Annotated in this window: 16 protein-coding genes; 11 read left to right on the top strand and 5 right to left on the bottom strand. The window is 66.4% G+C overall.

The features are described from left to right. Positions 1 to 39 precede the first annotated feature (39 nt). Genes GV044_RS11750 through GV044_RS11715 form a run of 8 tightly spaced genes read left to right on the top strand, consistent with a single transcriptional unit; the run spans position 40 to position 9,921 of the window. A complete protein-coding gene (locus GV044_RS11750; protein WP_159869772.1) occupies positions 40 to 855 on the top strand; it encodes an ABC transporter permease in 816 nt (271 codons plus the stop codon). After that, positions 852 to 1,649, top strand: coding sequence for an ATP-binding cassette domain-containing protein (locus GV044_RS11745; protein WP_159869769.1), 798 nt, complete (start codon positions 852 to 854; stop codon positions 1,647 to 1,649). The genes GV044_RS11750 and GV044_RS11745 overlap by 4 nt, the downstream gene beginning before the upstream one ends. Then, a complete protein-coding gene (locus GV044_RS11740) occupies positions 1,646 to 2,125 on the top strand; it encodes a CopG family ribbon-helix-helix protein (RefSeq protein ID WP_159869766.1) in 480 nt (159 codons plus the stop codon). The genes GV044_RS11745 and GV044_RS11740 overlap by 4 nt, the downstream gene beginning before the upstream one ends. Continuing rightward, on the top strand, positions 2,122 to 2,946 hold the full coding sequence (locus GV044_RS11735; RefSeq protein WP_159869763.1) for an urea amidolyase associated protein UAAP1: 825 nt from the start codon (positions 2,122 to 2,124) through the stop codon (positions 2,944 to 2,946). Before GV044_RS11740 ends, GV044_RS11735 begins: the two co-directional genes overlap by 4 nt. Positions 2,947 to 2,957: 11 nt before the next feature. Further along, positions 2,958 to 3,593, top strand: coding sequence for an urea amidolyase associated protein UAAP2 (locus tag GV044_RS11730; protein ID WP_159869760.1), 636 nt, complete (start codon positions 2,958 to 2,960; stop codon positions 3,591 to 3,593). After that, on the top strand, positions 3,590 to 7,186 hold the full coding sequence (gene uca, locus GV044_RS11725; RefSeq protein WP_159869757.1) for an urea carboxylase: 3,597 nt from the start codon (positions 3,590 to 3,592) through the stop codon (positions 7,184 to 7,186). The genes GV044_RS11730 and uca overlap by 4 nt, the downstream gene beginning before the upstream one ends. Positions 7,187 to 7,191: 5 nt before the next feature. Beyond that, positions 7,192 to 8,952: an allophanate hydrolase gene (gene atzF, locus GV044_RS11720; RefSeq protein ID WP_371741613.1), complete on the top strand. Its 1,761-nt coding sequence runs from the start codon at positions 7,192 to 7,194 to the stop codon at positions 8,950 to 8,952. Between the two features lie 36 nt (positions 8,953 to 8,988). Continuing rightward, positions 8,989 to 9,921 carry a YncE family protein gene (locus tag GV044_RS11715; protein ID WP_159869751.1) on the top strand — a complete coding sequence of 311 codons (933 nt, stop codon included), beginning with the start codon at positions 8,989 to 8,991 and terminating at the stop codon, positions 9,919 to 9,921. A 630-nt stretch (positions 9,922 to 10,551) separates the two neighbouring features. On the opposite strand, the gene GV044_RS11710 is transcribed toward GV044_RS11715, so the two are convergent. The 5 genes from GV044_RS11710 to GV044_RS11690 all read right to left on the bottom strand — a co-directional run bounded on the left by GV044_RS11710 (position 10,552) and on the right by GV044_RS11690 (position 15,020). After that, entirely contained in the window at positions 10,552 to 10,884 is a 333-nt protein-coding gene (locus GV044_RS11710; RefSeq protein ID WP_201299056.1) for a UrcA family protein, read from the bottom strand. A gap of 127 nt (positions 10,885 to 11,011) precedes the next feature. After that, complete coding sequence (locus GV044_RS11705; protein WP_236554891.1) at positions 11,012 to 11,452, bottom strand: hypothetical protein; 441 nt, start codon at positions 11,450 to 11,452, stop codon at positions 11,012 to 11,014. 1 nt (position 11,453) lies between these two features. Continuing rightward, on the bottom strand, positions 11,454 to 13,034 hold the full coding sequence (locus GV044_RS11700; RefSeq protein ID WP_159869745.1) for a tetratricopeptide repeat-containing sulfotransferase family protein: 1,581 nt from the start codon (positions 13,032 to 13,034) through the stop codon (positions 11,454 to 11,456). Between the two features lie 14 nt (positions 13,035 to 13,048). Continuing rightward, positions 13,049 to 13,966 (bottom strand): sterol desaturase family protein, encoded by a 918-nt coding sequence (locus tag GV044_RS11695; protein ID WP_159869742.1) that lies wholly within the window; start codon positions 13,964 to 13,966, stop codon positions 13,049 to 13,051. A gap of 121 nt (positions 13,967 to 14,087) precedes the next feature. Next, positions 14,088 to 15,020, bottom strand: coding sequence for a LysR family transcriptional regulator (locus tag GV044_RS11690; protein WP_159869739.1), 933 nt, complete (start codon positions 15,018 to 15,020; stop codon positions 14,088 to 14,090). A 132-nt stretch (positions 15,021 to 15,152) separates the two neighbouring features. Here GV044_RS11690 and GV044_RS11685 point away from each other — a divergent pair, with 132 nt between their 5' ends. The 3 genes from GV044_RS11685 to GV044_RS22140 are packed head-to-tail and all read left to right on the top strand — an operon-like array spanning position 15,153 to position 17,037. Then, complete coding sequence (locus GV044_RS11685) at positions 15,153 to 16,157, top strand: isopenicillin N synthase family oxygenase (protein WP_236554889.1); 1,005 nt, start codon at positions 15,153 to 15,155, stop codon at positions 16,155 to 16,157. Then, on the top strand, positions 16,154 to 16,870 hold the full coding sequence (locus GV044_RS11680) for a hypothetical protein (RefSeq protein WP_236554888.1): 717 nt from the start codon (positions 16,154 to 16,156) through the stop codon (positions 16,868 to 16,870). Before GV044_RS11685 ends, GV044_RS11680 begins: the two co-directional genes overlap by 4 nt. After that, entirely contained in the window at positions 16,867 to 17,037 is a 171-nt protein-coding gene (locus GV044_RS22140) for a hypothetical protein (protein WP_236554887.1), read from the top strand. Before GV044_RS11680 ends, GV044_RS22140 begins: the two co-directional genes overlap by 4 nt. Positions 17,038 to 17,218: the final 181 nt, after the last annotated feature.

The raw sequence follows: 17,218 nt of genomic DNA, 5'->3' as shown, positions 1-17,218 counted from the left end.
CGCCACTCGCCACCGCGCGACCGCAACGATGGAACCGACATGCGCTGGGTGAACCGTCAGCCAAACAGGGGTAGCCGCTTCCTTCTCGGCGCCCTGCCGATCGCGGCCCTGCTGCTGGTGTACCTGGCGCTGGCGGCGCAGCGGCACACGCTGAACCCGCTGGACAAGATCCTGCCGCTCCCGGGTGCGATGATCACCGGCATGTCGGCGCTGTTGCTGCAGCCGGACCCGCTGTCCGGGCAGATCGTGTTCTGGGCGGATACGCTGGCAAGCTTGCAGCGCCTGGGTCTGGGCCTGGGCATCTCGACACTCGTCGCCTTGATCCTCGGTCTCGTGCTCGGCGTGCTGCCGCCGGTGCGCGCCACATTGGGCCCGCTCGTCACCGGCATCGCTGTTATTCCGCCGATCGCGCTGCTGCCGATCCTGTTCATCGCGCTGGGCCTGGGTGAGACTGCAAAAGTCACGCTGATCGTCGTGGGCATCACCCCGGTCATGGTGCGCGACATTGCCGCGCATGTCGCCGCCCTACCCCGCGAGCAGATCGTCAAGGCGCAGACGCTCGGCGCCAACAGCTGGCAGATCATGATCCGCGTCGCCCTACCCCAGGCGATGCCGCGATTGCTGCAGGCGATGCGCCTGGCGCTGGGACCGGCATGGGTGTTCCTGATCTCGGCCGAGGCGATCGCGTCCGACGTGGGCCTCGGCTACCGCATCTTCCTGGTCAGGCGCTATCTGTCGATGGACGTCATCATTCCCTACGTCGCCTGGATCGCACTGCTGGCGATCGCGATGGACCTGATCCTCACGCAAGCGAGCCGCCGCGGCTTTGCCTGGGCGCATGGAGCAGCACATTGAGCGCGCTCCTCAGCCTCAAGGACCTGTGGGTCGAGTACGGCGACAAAGTCGTGCTCGAGCGGGTCAGCCTGGACGTCGCCGCGGGCTCTTTCGTCTCTATCGTCGGCCCATCGGGCGCGGGCAAGAGCAGCTTCCTGCGCGTGGTGCTCGGCCAGGAGAGGCCGACCCGCGGCTCCATCCTGCTCGACGGCACGCCGCTGGCCCCCGAGTGCGGTCCCGATCGCGGTGTCGTGTTCCAGCGCTACTCGGTGTTCCCGCACCTGACCGCGCTGCGCAACGTCATGATGGGGCTGGAACTGCAGCAGGCGCCCTTCTCGGCGCGGCTGTTCGGCGGCGCCAGGCGTGCGGCGCGCGACCAGGCGGCGGAGATGCTCGACGCGGTCGGCCTCGGCCATAGTCTGGACCTGTATCCGGCGGAGATGTCGGGTGGCATGCAGCAGCGCCTCGCCATTGCGCAAGCCCTGATCAAGCGCCCGCGCATCCTGCTGCTCGACGAGCCGTTCGGCGCGCTCGATCCGGGCATCCGGGCCGACATGCACGGGCTCATCACCAGGCTGTGGCGCGATTATTCGCTGACCATCATCATGGTGACCCACGACATCAAGGAGGCGTTCCAGCTGGGCACGCGCGTGCTGGCGCTCGACAAGCGCCGCCACGATCCGCACGCGCCGCATCGCTTCGGTGCGACCGCCGTCTACGATCTGGCGCTCACAAAGCGAGAAGAACAACCCGTCGACACGGAAGCCGGTATTACGCTTGACACAAATCGTAATACCCAAGAGGATGCGGCATGAGCACCGACAGCACCAGTCTGGCCCGGCTCAGCATGAGCCTTCCGGCCGATCTCTTCCGACAACTCGATCTGATGGTGGAAGAGCGGGAATTGCCCTCGCGCTCGCAGCTGATCGCCGAGCTAATCCGCCATGCGCTCGCCGAGCACGCCGCCTCGATCCGCCCCGACGAAATGCTCGCGGGCACGGTGACCATCGTCTACCGCGCCGACCGTGGCCGGGTACGCCACCAGCTGGCCGAGACGCAGGCCGACTACCTCAAGGAGGTGATCTCCGCCCAGCACGTCTTCCTGGAGGAGGACCAGTCGCTGGAGGTCCTGCTGGTCCAGGGTCCGGCCATTCGCCTTAAGGAACTGTGCGACGCCTTGCGCCGGGTGCGCGGCGTCCAGCAGCTCCAACTCGTCACCACCACCGCGCTGCTGCCGCCGCTCTACGAGCAGGACACCAGCAGCCGCAAACCCGCGGGAGCCAACGCTTGACGCAGACACTCGCCAATCCCCTCGCCGCGCGCGACCACGCCCGTGCCATGGCCGGCACGAAGGTTGATGCCATGCCGGTGCTGCCGCCGGTTGCGGACGACCTGCCGCAAGGGATCTCGCTGGACGATCTGCTCTGGGAAGAGACGGTCGCACCCGGAGGTTACGCCACGCGCCGCCTCGCTCGTGGAACGCGGCTGCGGCTGATCGACGTTGCCGGCGACGCTTGCGCTTCGCTGCTGGTGTTCAACGCCGAGATGCCCGCTGAGCGGCTGAACGTGGCCGACACGGTCAAGGTTCAGTGGAATGCGTACCTGGGCGCGGGCAAGCTGTTGCTATCAGACATGGGCCGCGTGCTGATGACCTTGGTCGACGACGGCGCCGGCACCCACGACGCCTTCAGCGGCACCTCCAACGCTGCGACCAACAAGGCCAAGTACGGCGAAGGTCGTAACAGCGGCGCCTACCCCAATGGCCGCGACCGCTTCCTGCTCGGCGCTGCCAAGCACGGCCTGCTGCGCCGCGACGTCCACCCTTGCGTGAACCTGTTCAAGGGCACGCGCATCGAGGAGGACGGCACAATCACGCCGGTGGTCGGCCCGTTCGAGCCCGGCCGCGAACTCGTGCTGCGTGCGGAGATGGACGTGATCGTCGTCCTCGCCAACTGCCCGCACGTGCTCGACCCGCGCGACCAGTACACGGTGACCCCGCTGCGCATCACCGCTTGGCGTGAACCGGTGACGCCGCTGGACGACCCCGCCCGAAACGCGACGCCCGAGGGCCTGCGCGCTTTCGAGAACGCCGAAGACTACTTCCGCCGCTGAGGACCCTTAGCATGAGCGCTGATCCCCACATCGCCGGCCTGCCCGGCACCGTTTTGCACGACGTCGTCGTGCCCGCCCGCGCGCCCTGGCTGCACCACGTCAAGGCCGGGCAGACCCTGCGCATCGTCGATCTCGAGGGTAACCAGGCCGTCGACTTCCTGCTCTACTCAGGCGAGGACGACAGCGAGCGCTACTCGATGCAGGACACCGTCTCGGCGCAGGGCAACTTGTTCCTGCGCGTCGGCACCGTGCTACGCTCGAACGAAGGCCGGCCGATGATGACCATCGCTGCCAGCGCGGTGCCGTACCACGACACCATCGGCGGCGCCTGCTCGTGCGAATCCAACACCTTGCGCTACGGTCATCACACCAAGTCGCAGCATGCCTGCGTCGAGAACTTCCTGGAGGCGAACCTCCTGGAAGGCCGCGGCAAGCGCGACATCGTGTCCAATATCAATTTCTTCATGAACGTCCCCGTTGAGCCGGACGGGTCGCTAGGCATCGTCGACGGGATCTCCGCGCCGGGCCTGACCGTTGATCTGCGGGCCGAGATGGACGTGATCGTCGTCGTCTCCAACTGCCCGCAGATCAACAACCCCTGCAACGCCTTCAATCCCACCCCCGTGCGCATGATCGTGGCGGCATGAGCTTCGATACGGTCCTGATCGCCAACAGGGGCGCGATCGCCACCCGCATCATTCGCACGCTGCGGCGGATGGGCCTGCGCTCGGTCGCGGTCTATTCCGAGGCGGACGCCGGCTCGCTCCATGTCGCGCAGGCTGACGAGGCGGTGTGCATTGGCGCTGCTCCTGCTGCCGAAAGCTACCTCGATGGCGCCAAGATCATCGCCGCCGCCAAGGCGACCGGCGCCGGCGCGATCCATCCGGGCTACGGCTTCCTGGCCGAAAACGCCGAGTTCGCCGAGGCTTGCGCCGCCGCCGGGATCGTGTTCATCGGCCCGACAACGGACAACATCCGCACTTTCGGCCTAAAGCACAGCGCCCGCGATTTGGCCGCCAGCCACGACGTGCCTCTTGCTCCAGGCACTGGCCTCCTCACCGATGAGGAGGAAGCCGCCGAGGCCGCGCGCGAGATCGACTTTCCCGTCATCCTCAAGGCGACTGCCGGCGGCGGCGGCATCGGCATGCGCGTGTGCGAAGACGAAGCCTCCGTGCGCGAGAACTTCGCCGCCGTCGTGCGCCTCGGCGAAGGCAACTTCGGCGATGCCGGGGTCTTCCTCGAACGCTACGTGCGCCGCGCCCGCCATGTCGAAGTGCAGATCTTCGGCGATGGACAAGGTCGCGTCGTCGCGCTCGGCGAGCGCGACTGCTCGTTGCAGCGCCGCAACCAGAAGGTGGTCGAGGAAGCGCCTGCGCCGCTCCTTCCGGCCGAAGTGCGCGCCGCGCTTTATGACGCCGCGATCCGCCTGGGCGAGGCGGCGCGCTATCGCTCCGCCGGCACCGTCGAATTCCTCTATGACGCCGATCGCCAGGAGTTCTTCTTCCTGGAGATGAACACCCGCCTCCAGGTCGAGCACGGCGTGACTGAAGAGGTCATGGGCGTCGACCTCGTCGAATGGATGATCCGCGGCGCCGCGGGCGACTTCACCTTCCTTGATGAAAAGCGCTCCGCACCCAACGGCCACGCCGTCCAGGTACGCCTCTACGCCGAGGATCCAGCGCTCGACTATCGCCCGACCTCAGGCACGCTGACAGCGGTCGAATTCCCCGCCGACATCCGCGCCGAAACCTGGGTCCACGCCGGCAGCACCGTTAGCGCCTGGTACGATCCCATGCTCGCGAAGCTGATCGTCCACGCGCCCACGCGCGAGCTTGCGGTCACCGCCATGCAGACCGCGCTCGACAAGAGCCGTGTCGACGGGATCGAGACCAACTTGCGCTGGCTACGTGATGTGGTGCGCACCGAGGCTTTCGTCAGTGGCGAGGTCTCCACGCGCGTGCTCGACACCATCGGCTACCACCCACGCAGCATCCGCGTGATCAGCGGTGGCACCTCGACGACGGTGCAGGACTGGCCGGGACGCCAGGGCCTGTGGGCCATCGGCGTGCCGCCTTCGGGCCCGATGGACGACCAATCGTTTCGCCTGGGCAACCGCCTGCTCGGAAATGCCGAGGGCACCACGGGGCTGGAGATCACGGCCGCCGGTCCGACCCTGCTGTTCAACGCTCCTGCTCGCGTCTGCCTGACCGGCGCGGACTTCGGCGCGACGCTCGACGGTGCACCGGTGATGCTCGGCATCGCAACCGATGTGGCCGCCGGCCAGACCCTTGCCCTGGGCCGAGCCTCAGGCGGCGGCATGCGCGGCTACCTGCTGTTCGCCGGCGGCCTCGACATCGCGCCCTACCTCGATAGCCGCGCGACCTTCGAGCTCGGCCAGTTCGGCGGCCACGCCGCGCGCCCCTTGCTCGCGGGCGACACGCTGCACCTCGGCACCGAGCCGGTCGGCGAGGCTCTGGTTGCAGCGAGCTTGCCGGACCTTAGCGAGCCCTGGGCCATCCGCGTGCTCTACGGACCGCACGGCGCGCCGGACTTCTTCACGCCCGACGATATCGACACCATCGTCGGCGCCGAGTGGCAGGTGCACTACAACTCCAACCGCACCGGCGTACGCCTGATCGGACCCAAGCCGCAGTGGGCGCGCACCGATGGCGGAGAGGCAGGCCTCCACCCCTCCAATATCCACGACAACCCTTACGCCATCGGGGCGGTCGACTTCACCGGCGACATGCCGATCATCCTGGGTCCCGACGGTCCTTCACTCGGCGGCTTCGTCTGTCCATTCGTAGTGATCGCCGCCGACCGCTGGATGATCGGCCAGCTGACCGCGGGCGACCGCATCCGCTTCGTGCCGGTCACCATCGAGGACGCCGCCGCCGCCGACATGGCGCAGCAAGCGCTGCTGTCCGGCGAGACGCCGGTGCCCACGGATACTGCACGGACGATCACCAGCCTCTCGCCGATCCTGGCCGACATCCCGGCGCAGGATGGCGTACGCCCACGCACCGTCTACCGCCAGCAGGGCGATCGCAACATCCTGGTCGAGTACGGCGACATCGTCCTCGACATAGAGCTGCGCATCCGCGTCCAGGCGCTGCTGCAGGAACTGGAGCGCCAGGCGCTCCGCGGCGTGATCGACATCACCCCCGGCATCCGCTCGCTGCAGTTCCACTTCGACGGCGACAAGCTAGACCAGGCCGCCGCCCTCGCCGCGCTGATCGCTGCCGAGGAAAAGCTGGGCAACCTGGAAGACTTCGCGATCCCCTCGCGCATCGTCCACCTGCCGCTCAGCTGGCGCGATCCCGCGATCACCGAGACGATCGACAAGTACATCAGCGGCGTACGGGACGACGCGCCCTGGTGCCCCGACAATATCGAATTCATCCGCCGCGTTAACGGCTTGCCAGACGCCGACGCCGTGGAAGCGGTGGTGTTCGACGCCAGCTATCTCGTATTGGGCCTAGGCGATGTCTATTTGGGCGCGCCCGTCGCCACCCCGGTCGACCCGCGGCATCGCCTGGTCACCACAAAGTATAACCCGGCGCGCACCTGGACCCCGCCCAACGTTGTGGGCATCGGCGGCGCCTACATGTGCATCTACGGCATGGAAGGCCCGGGCGGCTACCAGCTGTTTGGCCGCACCATCCAGGTGTGGAACACGCACAACCAGACCGACGCCTTCGTCGAAGGCAAGCCCTGGCTGCTGCGCTTCTTCGACCAGATCCGCTTCTTCCCGGTCAGCGCCGAGGAACTGGCCGAGTGGCGCCGCGACTTCCCCGCCGGGCGCCGCTCGATCGAAGTGGAGCACTCCGAGTTCCGCCTGTCCGATTACCGCGCAATGCTGCGCGACAACGCGGACTCGATCGCGCAATTCGAGACGCAGCGCAAGGCCGCCTTCGACGCCGAGCGCGCCGCCTGGCACGCCAGCGGCGAGTTCGACCGCGCGAGCACCGACGATCTCGACGCCGCTCCGCCCGCAGCGATCGAAGTGCCCGAAGGCGCGGACCTGATCGAAGTGCCGTTCGGCGGCAGCGTATGGAAGCTGCTCGTCTCGGTCGGGGACGAGATCAAGGCCGGCGATACGATCGCCGTGATGGAGGCTATGAAGATGGAATTTCCCGTGGAGAGCCCCGGCTCCGGCACGGTCGCGGCCCTCTACATGCAGGAGCGGCAATCGCTGCAACCGGGCGCCGCCATGCTCGCGCTGAGGCGCCACCCGTGAGCGGGCTGCATCGCCAAAGCGCGGCGAAGATCGCTGCAGCCGTCAACGCCGGCGATACCAGCGCTGTCGCCGTTGCCGAGCAGACTCTCGCCCGCATCGAAGCCTATGACGCGATCCAGCGCGCAATCTGGATCAGCCGCGCCGATCGGGAGGACGTGCTCGCCGCGGCGGCCGCAGTGGACTCGCGCATCGCCGCGGGCGAAGAACTGCCGCTCGCGGGCGTGCCCTTCGCCGTGAAGGACAACATCGACGTCGCCGGTCTCGAGACGACCGCCGCCTGCCCTGCTTTCGCCTATGCGCCAGAGGCCTCGGCGACGGTAATCGAGCAGCTGCTCGCCGCCGGTGCGATCTGCATGGGCAAGACCAACCTCGACCAGTTCGCGACCGGTCTTAACGGCTCGCGCAGCCCCTACGGCGTGCCACGCAACGCTCATAATCTGGCTTATGTCAGCGGCGGGTCGAGTGCGGGCTCTTCAGTCGCGGTGGCGGCAGGGCTGGTGCCGTTCGCGCTCGGTACCGATACTGCCGGTTCGGGCCGCGTGCCCGCTGCGTTCCAGCACCTCATCGGCTTCAAGCCCACCAAGGGCCGCTGGAGCACACAAGGCCTGGTGCCCGCCTGCCGCACGATCGACTGCATCACCGTGTTCACCGACGACACCGCCGACGCCCGCTTGGTCGACGGCGTGCTGGCGCAGTTCGACCCAGCCGATCCCTTCTCAAAACTGCGCGCGGACAGCCCCGTCACCGTCCGCCGCATCGGCGTCCCGCGCCGTGACCAGCGCGTTTTCTTTGGCGACCCAGAATCCGAATACCTCTACGAGCGCGCGCTGGAGACCTTCTCCGGCCTGGGCGAACTCGTCGAGATCGACCTAGAGCCCCTGCTCGAAGCCGCGCTGTTGCTCTACGGCGGCCCCTGGGTGGCCGAGCGCACCGCCGCGATCTCCGACATGCTGGCGAACAACCCCAACGCCATAGATCCCACCGTTCGCGAGGTGGTCGAGCAAGGGCTGAACTATAGCGCGGTCGACGTGTTCAACGGCATCTACCGCATGGCCGAAATAAAGCGCCATGCCGACACGCTGTGGGGCGACATCGACCTGATGGTCCTGCCCACTACCGGCACCACCTACCGCGTCGGCGAGATGCTGAGCGCCCCCGTCGCGCTCAACAGCAACCTGGGACGCTACACCAATTTCGTGAACCTGCTCGATATGGCCGCGCTGGCGGTGCCCGCAGGCGTGCGCGACAATGCGACCGGTTTCGGGGTCACTCTGATCGGCCCGGCCGACACCGACCGCGCCCTGCTCGACGTGGCGGACGCCTATCTCGCTGCCGCGCAGCTTCCTTCACCACCCCCGCTCGATCTGGAGGGCAAGATGCAGACCGTGAAACTCGCCGTTGTGGGCGCCCACCTCAAGGACATGCCGCTGCACTGGCAGCTGACTTCGCGCGAGGCGACCTTCGTCGGCGCGTTCGAAACCGCGCCCAACTACCGCCTGTACGCGATCGCCGACAGCGTGCCGCCCAAGCCCGCCTTGGTTCACAGCGAAGACGGCGCCCCGATCAAGGTCGAAGTGTACGAACTGGGCGTGGCTGAGTTCGGCAGCTTCGTCGTCGAAGTGCCTGCGCCGCTGGCGATCGGCAACGTCACGCTGGCCGACGGCACCAGCGTGAAGGGCTTCGTCGCCGAGCCGCGTGCGCTCACCGGTGCGCGCGACATCACCGATCTGGGCGGCTGGCGCGCCTACATCGCGCAGATGGCCTGAGGTTCGATCCGCAATACACTGCAAAGGGGAATGGCAATGCAAGCACTTCGGGTACTGGTTTGCGCAGCTGCGGTCGGCTTTGCAGGAGCCGCGGTCGCCGCCTCCGCTCAGGAGGAGCAGATCATCCAGGTGCCTGGTTTCGCCGACTTCCTCGCCCCGCAAGGCAAGACCGTTTGGGCCACGAACCGCGGCCGGGTCGAGCAGTGGTCGCGCAAAGGCAAGCTGGCCGAAGTGCCCATCACCCGTCCCTGCGGTGGCATGGCGGTGCTGGGCCATGACTTGTGGGTCGCCAACTGCGCCGACGGCACGTTGGAGCGGATCGACACACGCACCGCCAAGAAGGTCGCCACGATCGCCACCGGCATCGGCAATCAGCAGGAGGGTGAACTGAACGTGGTCGCGGGCGCCGGCTCGGTGTGGGTCGCCAGCAAGGCTGAGGGCGCCATTGCACGCGTCGATCCTGCAACCAACCACGTAATCGCCACCATTCCGACCAACGAAGGCGCGCATTACCTGGCCTTCGGCGAGGGTGCGCTATGGGCTGCGAGCAGCAAGGCATCGTCGCTCCAGCGCATCGATCCGGCCACCAACGCGGTGGTCGCGACGGTGGCGCTGGGCAGCAAGCCCGGCTTCCTCGCAGCCGGCGAAGGCGGCGTTTGGGTGCAGGAGCAAGGCGACGGCACCGTGGCGGCCATCGATCCCACGACCAACAGTCTACGCGGCCGGGTCAAGGTGGGCGCGGTGCTTAAGTACGGCGACATCGACACTGGCGGCGGCAAGGTCTGGCTACGCACCACCGAGGACCAGACCTTCGTGGTGATCGATCCCAAGACGCTGGCGATCCGCGCGCGTGTCGGCAAGGCGGTCGGCAGTGGCGCGCTGCGGTTTACCAAAGCTGGCGTGTGGACGAGTGCGCATGACCTGCACTCGCTGTCGTGGTGGGCCAAGCCGGGCGCGATCGGCAAGTAGGACTGCTCGGAGCTTAGCTCCAAGTGTGTGTGTGTGTGGCCCGGCGGCTCGACTAAGGCGGAGTTGGCGCATCATGCCTGAAGAGCGAAACTGTCACCTTCTCTGCGATGCTGCATGTCAAAACGCTGCAGCATCACACAACACGCCTATGCTCAGCTTGACGAAGCATGGCGGCTGACGGTGCGTCGTTGAGCTACAACCCGTTCAGCACGCTACGTCGAGGGCGGTCGTTGACAAGCTCAGACCGGACGGCGAAGGGCTAAGCCGGACTGTAGCGAGTGACAGGTTCCGCACACACTGGCACCGGGCTCATGGCCGGAGACCGAGTGGAGTGTGGCTCAACATGGGCCATGGGCTCATGCTCTATGCCGACCCAGCTTCTATCGTGTGACAAGCACAGCTTGAGGGGGCGTAGAGACTGACGCGAGGGCAAAGATATCTGCTCATTCGGCTTACAAGTAAGCCGTCTGCCGCATAGGGCCGTCTCGTCTAAAGCGACGATGACCCGCCAGTATTACAAAACGCTGGTATAATACTGACACATCGCCAGCTCAACGTTGTGGTCGAAGCTAGCAAGTAAACAGCCGCTCTCCCTCTCCTCACAGAGAAGAGGAAGAGCGCGCTATCAAGTCAGTCAGCCAGCGCAACCTGGGTGCGCGAGGCGGTCGGCGCCTGGGCGACGCGAGCCTCAATCTGGCTGCGCACGTCGGCGACGACGGTGGCGCGGCATTCACGGGCCTTGCTCTCTGCGTCTAGGTGCACGGTCGCGAGACGGTCACCGCAGACCGAGCGTGCGGCCTGATCCATGCGGATCGCGAGGCGCTGCTGGCCATCGGCGGTCGACAGGTCAAGGCCCTGAAGGTTCAGGACGGCCTTGTCACGAGCCAGGGGATTTTCAGTGGCGTTTGCGGATGCCGAGGTGGCAAGCGCAAGAGCGGCGAAGGCAACGAGGCCAGACTTCATCATCATCTCCTGCGAAGGATCAACAGGCCGCTCTTCGACGGCTCGGAAAGCTCAAAATAGCTCCGAGAGACGATAATGACAATAACCGAACAAGGTTCCGGCTTAAATTAGTACAGTATTATCCAGCTCAATCCAAAGTAATAACCAGTGATGCCAAGTCAGGCACATGCCCCAACAGTCCGATCGGCAGTCGCGCATGCTCGGCAGTGTCGGCCCGCGCCATGTCCGTGCGGGCCCGCGCAGGGTGCGACGATACTTCGATCCGGCGTGCGAACGGGGTCGACCATTCGCGCACTGTTGCCAGTGGCAGGCGCACCCGCCAGGTGCGTTGTCCTTGTACATCAACGAGATGACCGTTGATGCGGATCTCGTCGGAAACACGCTCGCGGTGACCGGTCACCAACAGGCAGCTCTCCTCACCGCAGTCGATCAGCCGCGTGCTGGGCGCGCTCTGCGCCACAGCCGGACTGCCGATCGCGGCGGCGGCAAGCAGCGCGCTGACCAGCGCCAACTTGCGGGTCGAGGCCATGAACAGCTCCTTCGAATGGGGTGCGGTGATGATGGGCATGTCAGTCGACCGCGATGCCGGCACGCTCGAGAAAGCGGCGTGCGGGTTCCAGCACGGCGGCGTGGCGCTTCCAGCGTGCGACCGAGTCGGTGTAGATCGGACGGCGTACCTGGGCGGCGCTTGGCGTCGATACCGGCGCGGAGTTGGCGTGGAATGCCAGGCAGGCGTCCGACCATTCAAGACCGCAGTGCGCCAGCAGGCGGCGGCTCTGGCCTTCCTGGTCGGCGACCAGATCCTCATACTGAACTTCGAGCACGCGGCCGGGCAGTGCCTCGCGCCAGATCGCCATCAGCCGATCGAAGCGTGCGTAGTAGGCAGCGATATCGAGCAGGTCGTAGCTGTAGTCGTAGTAGCGTGAGCTGACCGCGAACAAGTGGCGGAAGTTGCTCAGCACCGTGTCGAGCGGGTGGCGACGCAAGCAGACGATCCGGGCTTCGGGCACGGCGCGTGCGATCATGCCCGCGTACTGGAAATTGCCCGGAAACTTGTCGGTGAACCGCGGGCTCAGCGCATGGCGGTGGTGCTGCGCCATCGCGAGGTAGCGCGCCCCGATCGCTTGGGGGTCAGCGTGAGCGGCGGCGGCGACCGTCTCGGGATCGAGCACGGTGCGGCTGCGCGTGCCGGCGGCATGCTTCACCGCCAGAGGCATGGCCTGCAATTCGCCCGCGCTCTCGACCTGCGGATGCGATGAGAGGATGCGGTCGACCAGCGTGGTGCCGGTGCGCGGCATGCCGACGATGAAGATCGGCGCGTCGCTCGCAACTTCATGCGGCGGAGCGCTGACCGGCGTGGCCCAGTGCCGTTCGATCGCATCGAACATCGCCGCGTCGCGCTCGAACGTGTACGGCAGCGTCGCCCGGTGATCGGCATTGGCGGCCAGCAGGCGGTCAAGCGCAGCCTCGGGCTCGCCGATGTCCTCCAGCTCCTTGGCCAGAGCATATCCGAGCAGAAGGCGGGGATGCCCATCCTGCGCACCGACCAGCATGCGCAGCAGACGCTCGACATGGTTACGATCGGGCGTCTGCTTGCGCAGGCCGGCAAGCAGGTGGTGCGCGCGCGCGTCGTTCGGGGAGAGCGCGATGATCGCCTCCACCGCAGCCTCCGCATCGGCCACTCGGCCGAGGAAGTTCAGCGTCGTCGCCTGGTTATAGCGGAACGCGGCGTTGCGCGGCTCCAGCCGAACCGCCTCATCAAAGTGGACGAGTGCGGCAGCATGGTCGCCCAGGCGCGCATAGACGCAGCCCATGGTGTCGCGGCTGAGCGCGTCGGTGGGTGGCGCCTCCTCGGCCTCGCTCAAGGTTGCGGCGGCATCGCCGTCGCGCCGCACCATCGTCAGCAGCTTGGCCAATTGCGCGCGGTATTCGCCGCGCGGGTCCAGGGTGACGGAGCGGGTCAGGTGCTCGATACCGAGCTGGATCTGCCCGGCTCCCGCGACGCTGACACCGAGGAGGAAGTGACCTTCCGCATCGCTCGCGTCCTGTGCGACGAGCGATGCGGCAAGGCGATGTGCCGTTGCAAGATCTCCCTGCGACAAAGCAGCGCGCGCGGCTTGAACCGTCCGGGTGCGCGAGGGCGCCGTCAAGGTGCCGGCGGTGGTCAGGCGCTCACTGCCTGGCTGGAGGCTTCGACCGGCTGCCCGACCGCGACCGCGCGACGTGTCTTGATGCGATCTATCAGCGGCCGGAAGGGAAACAGCGTCTGCTCCACGATCGACAGGCGCTTGCGATCGTCCTGCCCGACCACCGAGGCTTCGCCTTCACGGTAGGTGCCGAACACCCGGTCGAGCAGGATCAGCGAGTTGCCATAGTTGCAGCGCGTTGCCTCGTAGTCGGTCGAGTGGTGCAGGCTGTGATGGCGGATCGTGGTGAAGAAGAACGAGTACCAGATCGGCGGATTGGACCGCACGTTGGCATGCGCAAAGGTCGAGATCACGCCCATGGTGTTGAAGGCGGCGAACAGCGCAGTCTTGTCGAAGTCGAACAAGGCCAGCACGCTCAGGCTGATCAGGAACAGCTCGATCGGATTGCCGACGGCGCCTTTGGCGGCGTTCAACTGGGTGAGGTGGTGATGCGGCGCGTGGGTGAGCCAGAACGGCGTCACGTTGTGCATCAGCCGATGCATCCAGTACTGCCCGAACTCGAGCACGAACACCGCGAAGGCCACCTGGGCAAGCCAAGGCATCGCCAGCACCCACCCGGTCTTGAGCCCGAGCGAGGCTTTGAGGGCACGCAGCGGTGCCTCTGCCAAAGCCTCGGTGGTCCAGGTGATGACGGTGGCGCTGAGCACCACGTAGAACAAGTCGGTGAAGAACTCCTGCCGGTTCATCCGCCAGCCTGCATGGCGCTCCAGCACCAGTTCGAGCAGCAGGACGACGATGGTGATCAGCGGCGCCGTGACCATCAGCGTCCAGGGACTGTCGAGCACCGCCGCGGGGCCATAGGCCCAGAACAGCAGCGCCACCGCGATCATCAGCGGCGGCAGCAGGTCGACGAAAGTCTTCTTCAGCGCAGTCATGTCTCAAGTCCGAACCCGGGCCGCACTGCGGCGACCATGGTCAGAGTGCGGGAGACAGGCCCATGCGGGCAGACGCTAAATCACGATGAAAGACATAGGTCAGTTTTATGACCCTGGCAGATCAGCGCTTTGCGCGAATGCGCCGCATGACCTCGTCGAGGAACAGCTGGGTCGCTGTATCGCGCGAAGGCTCGGCGCGGGCGAGCAGGTAGATGTCGTAGGTAGGCTCGGTCTCGCTGGTCAACAAAGGCCATAGTCGGCCTTTCGCCACATCGTCCTCCACCGCCGGGATAGGCAGAAATCCAAGGCCGACGCCTTGCACGATCAGACGGCGCGCCTCGTTGATGTCCTCGGCCAGCCCACTCACCCGAGTGCCGAGGCGGTAGCGTCGGCGCAAGTGCGTGATCGTCTCGATCTCGTCCTCGCCCGTTAGAACGAAGCCTTCGTCTTTCAGCTCGTTGAGCCGATGTACGCGATGGCCGAAAAGGGGATGGCTGCGCGCGCAATAGAGCTGCTGGCGTTCGCAGAACAACGGCTCGTAGGTGAGGCTGCCGCGCACGTCGCCATCATAGCCTACGCCGATCTCGACCTCGCCGCGCTCCAGCGCGTCGAGTACCTGCCTCCAGGGGGAGACACGGATCTCGATGTGGATGTCGGGATTGCGGCGGTGGAAGCTGGCGATCGCCTCGTCGAACTCCACCGAGACGAGCGCAGAGACGATCTGGATACGAACGATGCCCTCGACCCGCTTGGTCGCTTGCGCGATCTGGTGCGGCACCAGCCGTGCGGATTCGAGCATGTCCTCGCACAGCGCCATCATCGCCTTGCCCGCGGCGGTCATCTCCACGCCGGTCGCGGTACGGTGGAGCAGCGTCGCGCCGACATGCTCCTCCAACCGCTTCAGCGCGGCGCTGATGCTGGGCTGCTGCTTGTTGAGCTGCCTTGCGGCCGCGCCGATGCCGCCCGCGCGCACGATGTCGACGAACGTGCGCATGAGGTTCCAGTCGACGCGACTGGCGAACTTCTTGTCGGTGAGCGGGGTTGGCTCGGGCATGCGGATCGGGCCTCGTCGAATCAGCGATGACCATGGTCATAGATCATCGTGATGCGATTCATAGGATTGTGCTGTCTATCACTATGACCCTGCAGAACCATAGTGCTCGTATCGCACTTTCGAGGACGCGCAGTGACCGCCATCGAGCATCTTCCCCAGGTGGATATCTCGCGCCTCGCCAGCGCGAGCCAGGAGGATCGCATGGCGGTGGCGCGCGAACTGGACCGGGCGTGCGGCGAGGTCGGGTTCTTGACGATCACCGGCGCACAGCTGAACCTCGGCTTGTTCGACCGACTGCTAGCGCGGGCGCAGCGGTACTTCGCGCTCGACGACGCCGCCAAGATGCGCAGCTACATCGGGCAGTCGGTCAATCACAGCGGCTATGTGCCCGTGGGCGAGGAGCAGTTCGGCGGTGGAACGGCGGACCTCAAGGAAGCCTACGACATCAATCGCGATTACGCCGGGCCTGTTGCAGGCCGTCCCCTGCTCGGGCCCAACCTATGGCCGCAGATGCCGGGGTTCCGTGAAGACGTGTTGGCCTATTATCACCACCTGAGCGAGATTGGCCGAGCGCTGTTCCGCAGCTTCGCCCTGGCGCTCGGGCTCGAGGAAGGCCACTTCGACCGACACTTGCGCCAGCCGCCGAGCCAGTTGCGGCTGATCCACTATCCCTACGACCCAACTGCCGAGGACCGCCCGGGCATCGGTGCGCATACCGACTACGAGTGCTTCACCCTGCTCTTCGCCACTGCGCCGGGCCTGCAACTGCTGCGCAAGGACGGCACATGGGCGGACGTGCCGGTGCGCGAGGGTGCGCTGATCATGAACATCGGCGACATGATGGAGATCATGTCCAACGGCCGCTACCTCGCGACCCGGCATCGCGTGCGCAAGGTGGTGCAGGAGCGCTACTCGTTTCCGATGTTCTTCTCGTGCGACTACGACCATGTCGTCGCACCGCTGATTGCGGGCGAGGCGCCGCGCTACGCACCGCTGCACAGCGGCGAGCACTTGTTCAACCAGACCGCACAGACGTTTGCCTATCTGAAGCGGCGAATCGCAGATGGAGAGCTGGTGCTCGACCGACCTATCGCGCTCGACAGCTTCGGCCCGAAAGCGGCGGAGGCGGACGCTTGACCCTTCGGGAGCTGATCGCGCACCTGCCGACCAAGCTTGCCGAGGTGCCGTTCCCGCCTCATCTGCTCGGAGCGTTTCGCCGCAAGAGCATCACCTTTGCGACCGGTGCGACGGACGAGAGCACGCACGTCTTCTGGTTCCAGTCGGCCGGCTTCACCATCGACTTGCGCCTGACCCATGGCGTGGCCACGCCGGTCGCGCAGCGGCAGGGCTGGATCGGCGATACCGTGTGGGACAATGCGGCACAGTTGCTCTCGTGGAACATCGAAAGCAGCTACCAGCCTCGCAACCAGTGGCCGGAGCCGGCAAGGCTACATGCGATCGGGAATGCGGTGATCGAGTTCGCGCCTTCGGGCGCCTACGTGGAGGATTGGCGGCAGCAGGCAGTGGGCGGCCCGCTGCTGGGCTTGCGTCTGACCGGGATGGTGGACGAGGCTACCGGCGCAGCGATCGCGATGGACGGCGGGCTGATCGTCGCGGGCGAGCACGTTGCACTCGCGTGCGCGCGGCATCCGGAAGTGGAAGGACACCTGCGCGACTGGGGCGATCTCGACGCGGCGATCGCCTCGCAGGCAGCGACAGCGGCCGAGGTGGAGAGCTACGAGGTGTCGGTCGCGCTGTGCGGCGCAACCGTGACACACAGCACGCAAACTGCGCGCGTCGGCGCGGCGATTGCCGATGATCAGTTCGCCATTGATGCTGACGGGGCGTGACCTGGTTCCGGCAGATCGGCGAGAGGTCATGCAGGCTGCACTTCGTCGTCGACCACTTCGACCCGATTTGCGATTTCGGCAACCAGACAAAGACGACAGCAGAGGCTACGGCGTGGATGACGCGCGAGAGCGATCACCTGCAGGCGAACGCGGCGGTCTGCCGCTGAGCCGAGCCGTGGGGGCGGGTGCCGGGCTCGGACAAGCTCTGGCTCGGCGGTCGTTAGGTAAACTGCGAGCCATCCAGCGTGACCCTCCCGAGGCGCGCCAGCTCAGGGCACGGACGGCATATCGCCACCGCGATTGCCTTCGCCACCGTTTCCGCCACTCTGAGCCACGATAGCGCACGAG

It is taken from the genome of Novosphingobium sp. 9U, assembly GCF_902506425.1.
Lineage (GTDB): Bacteria > Pseudomonadota > Alphaproteobacteria > Sphingomonadales > Sphingomonadaceae > Novosphingobium.
The sequence above is the reverse complement of the archived record's forward strand: the minus strand, read 5'-3'. Positions and strand labels throughout refer to the sequence as shown.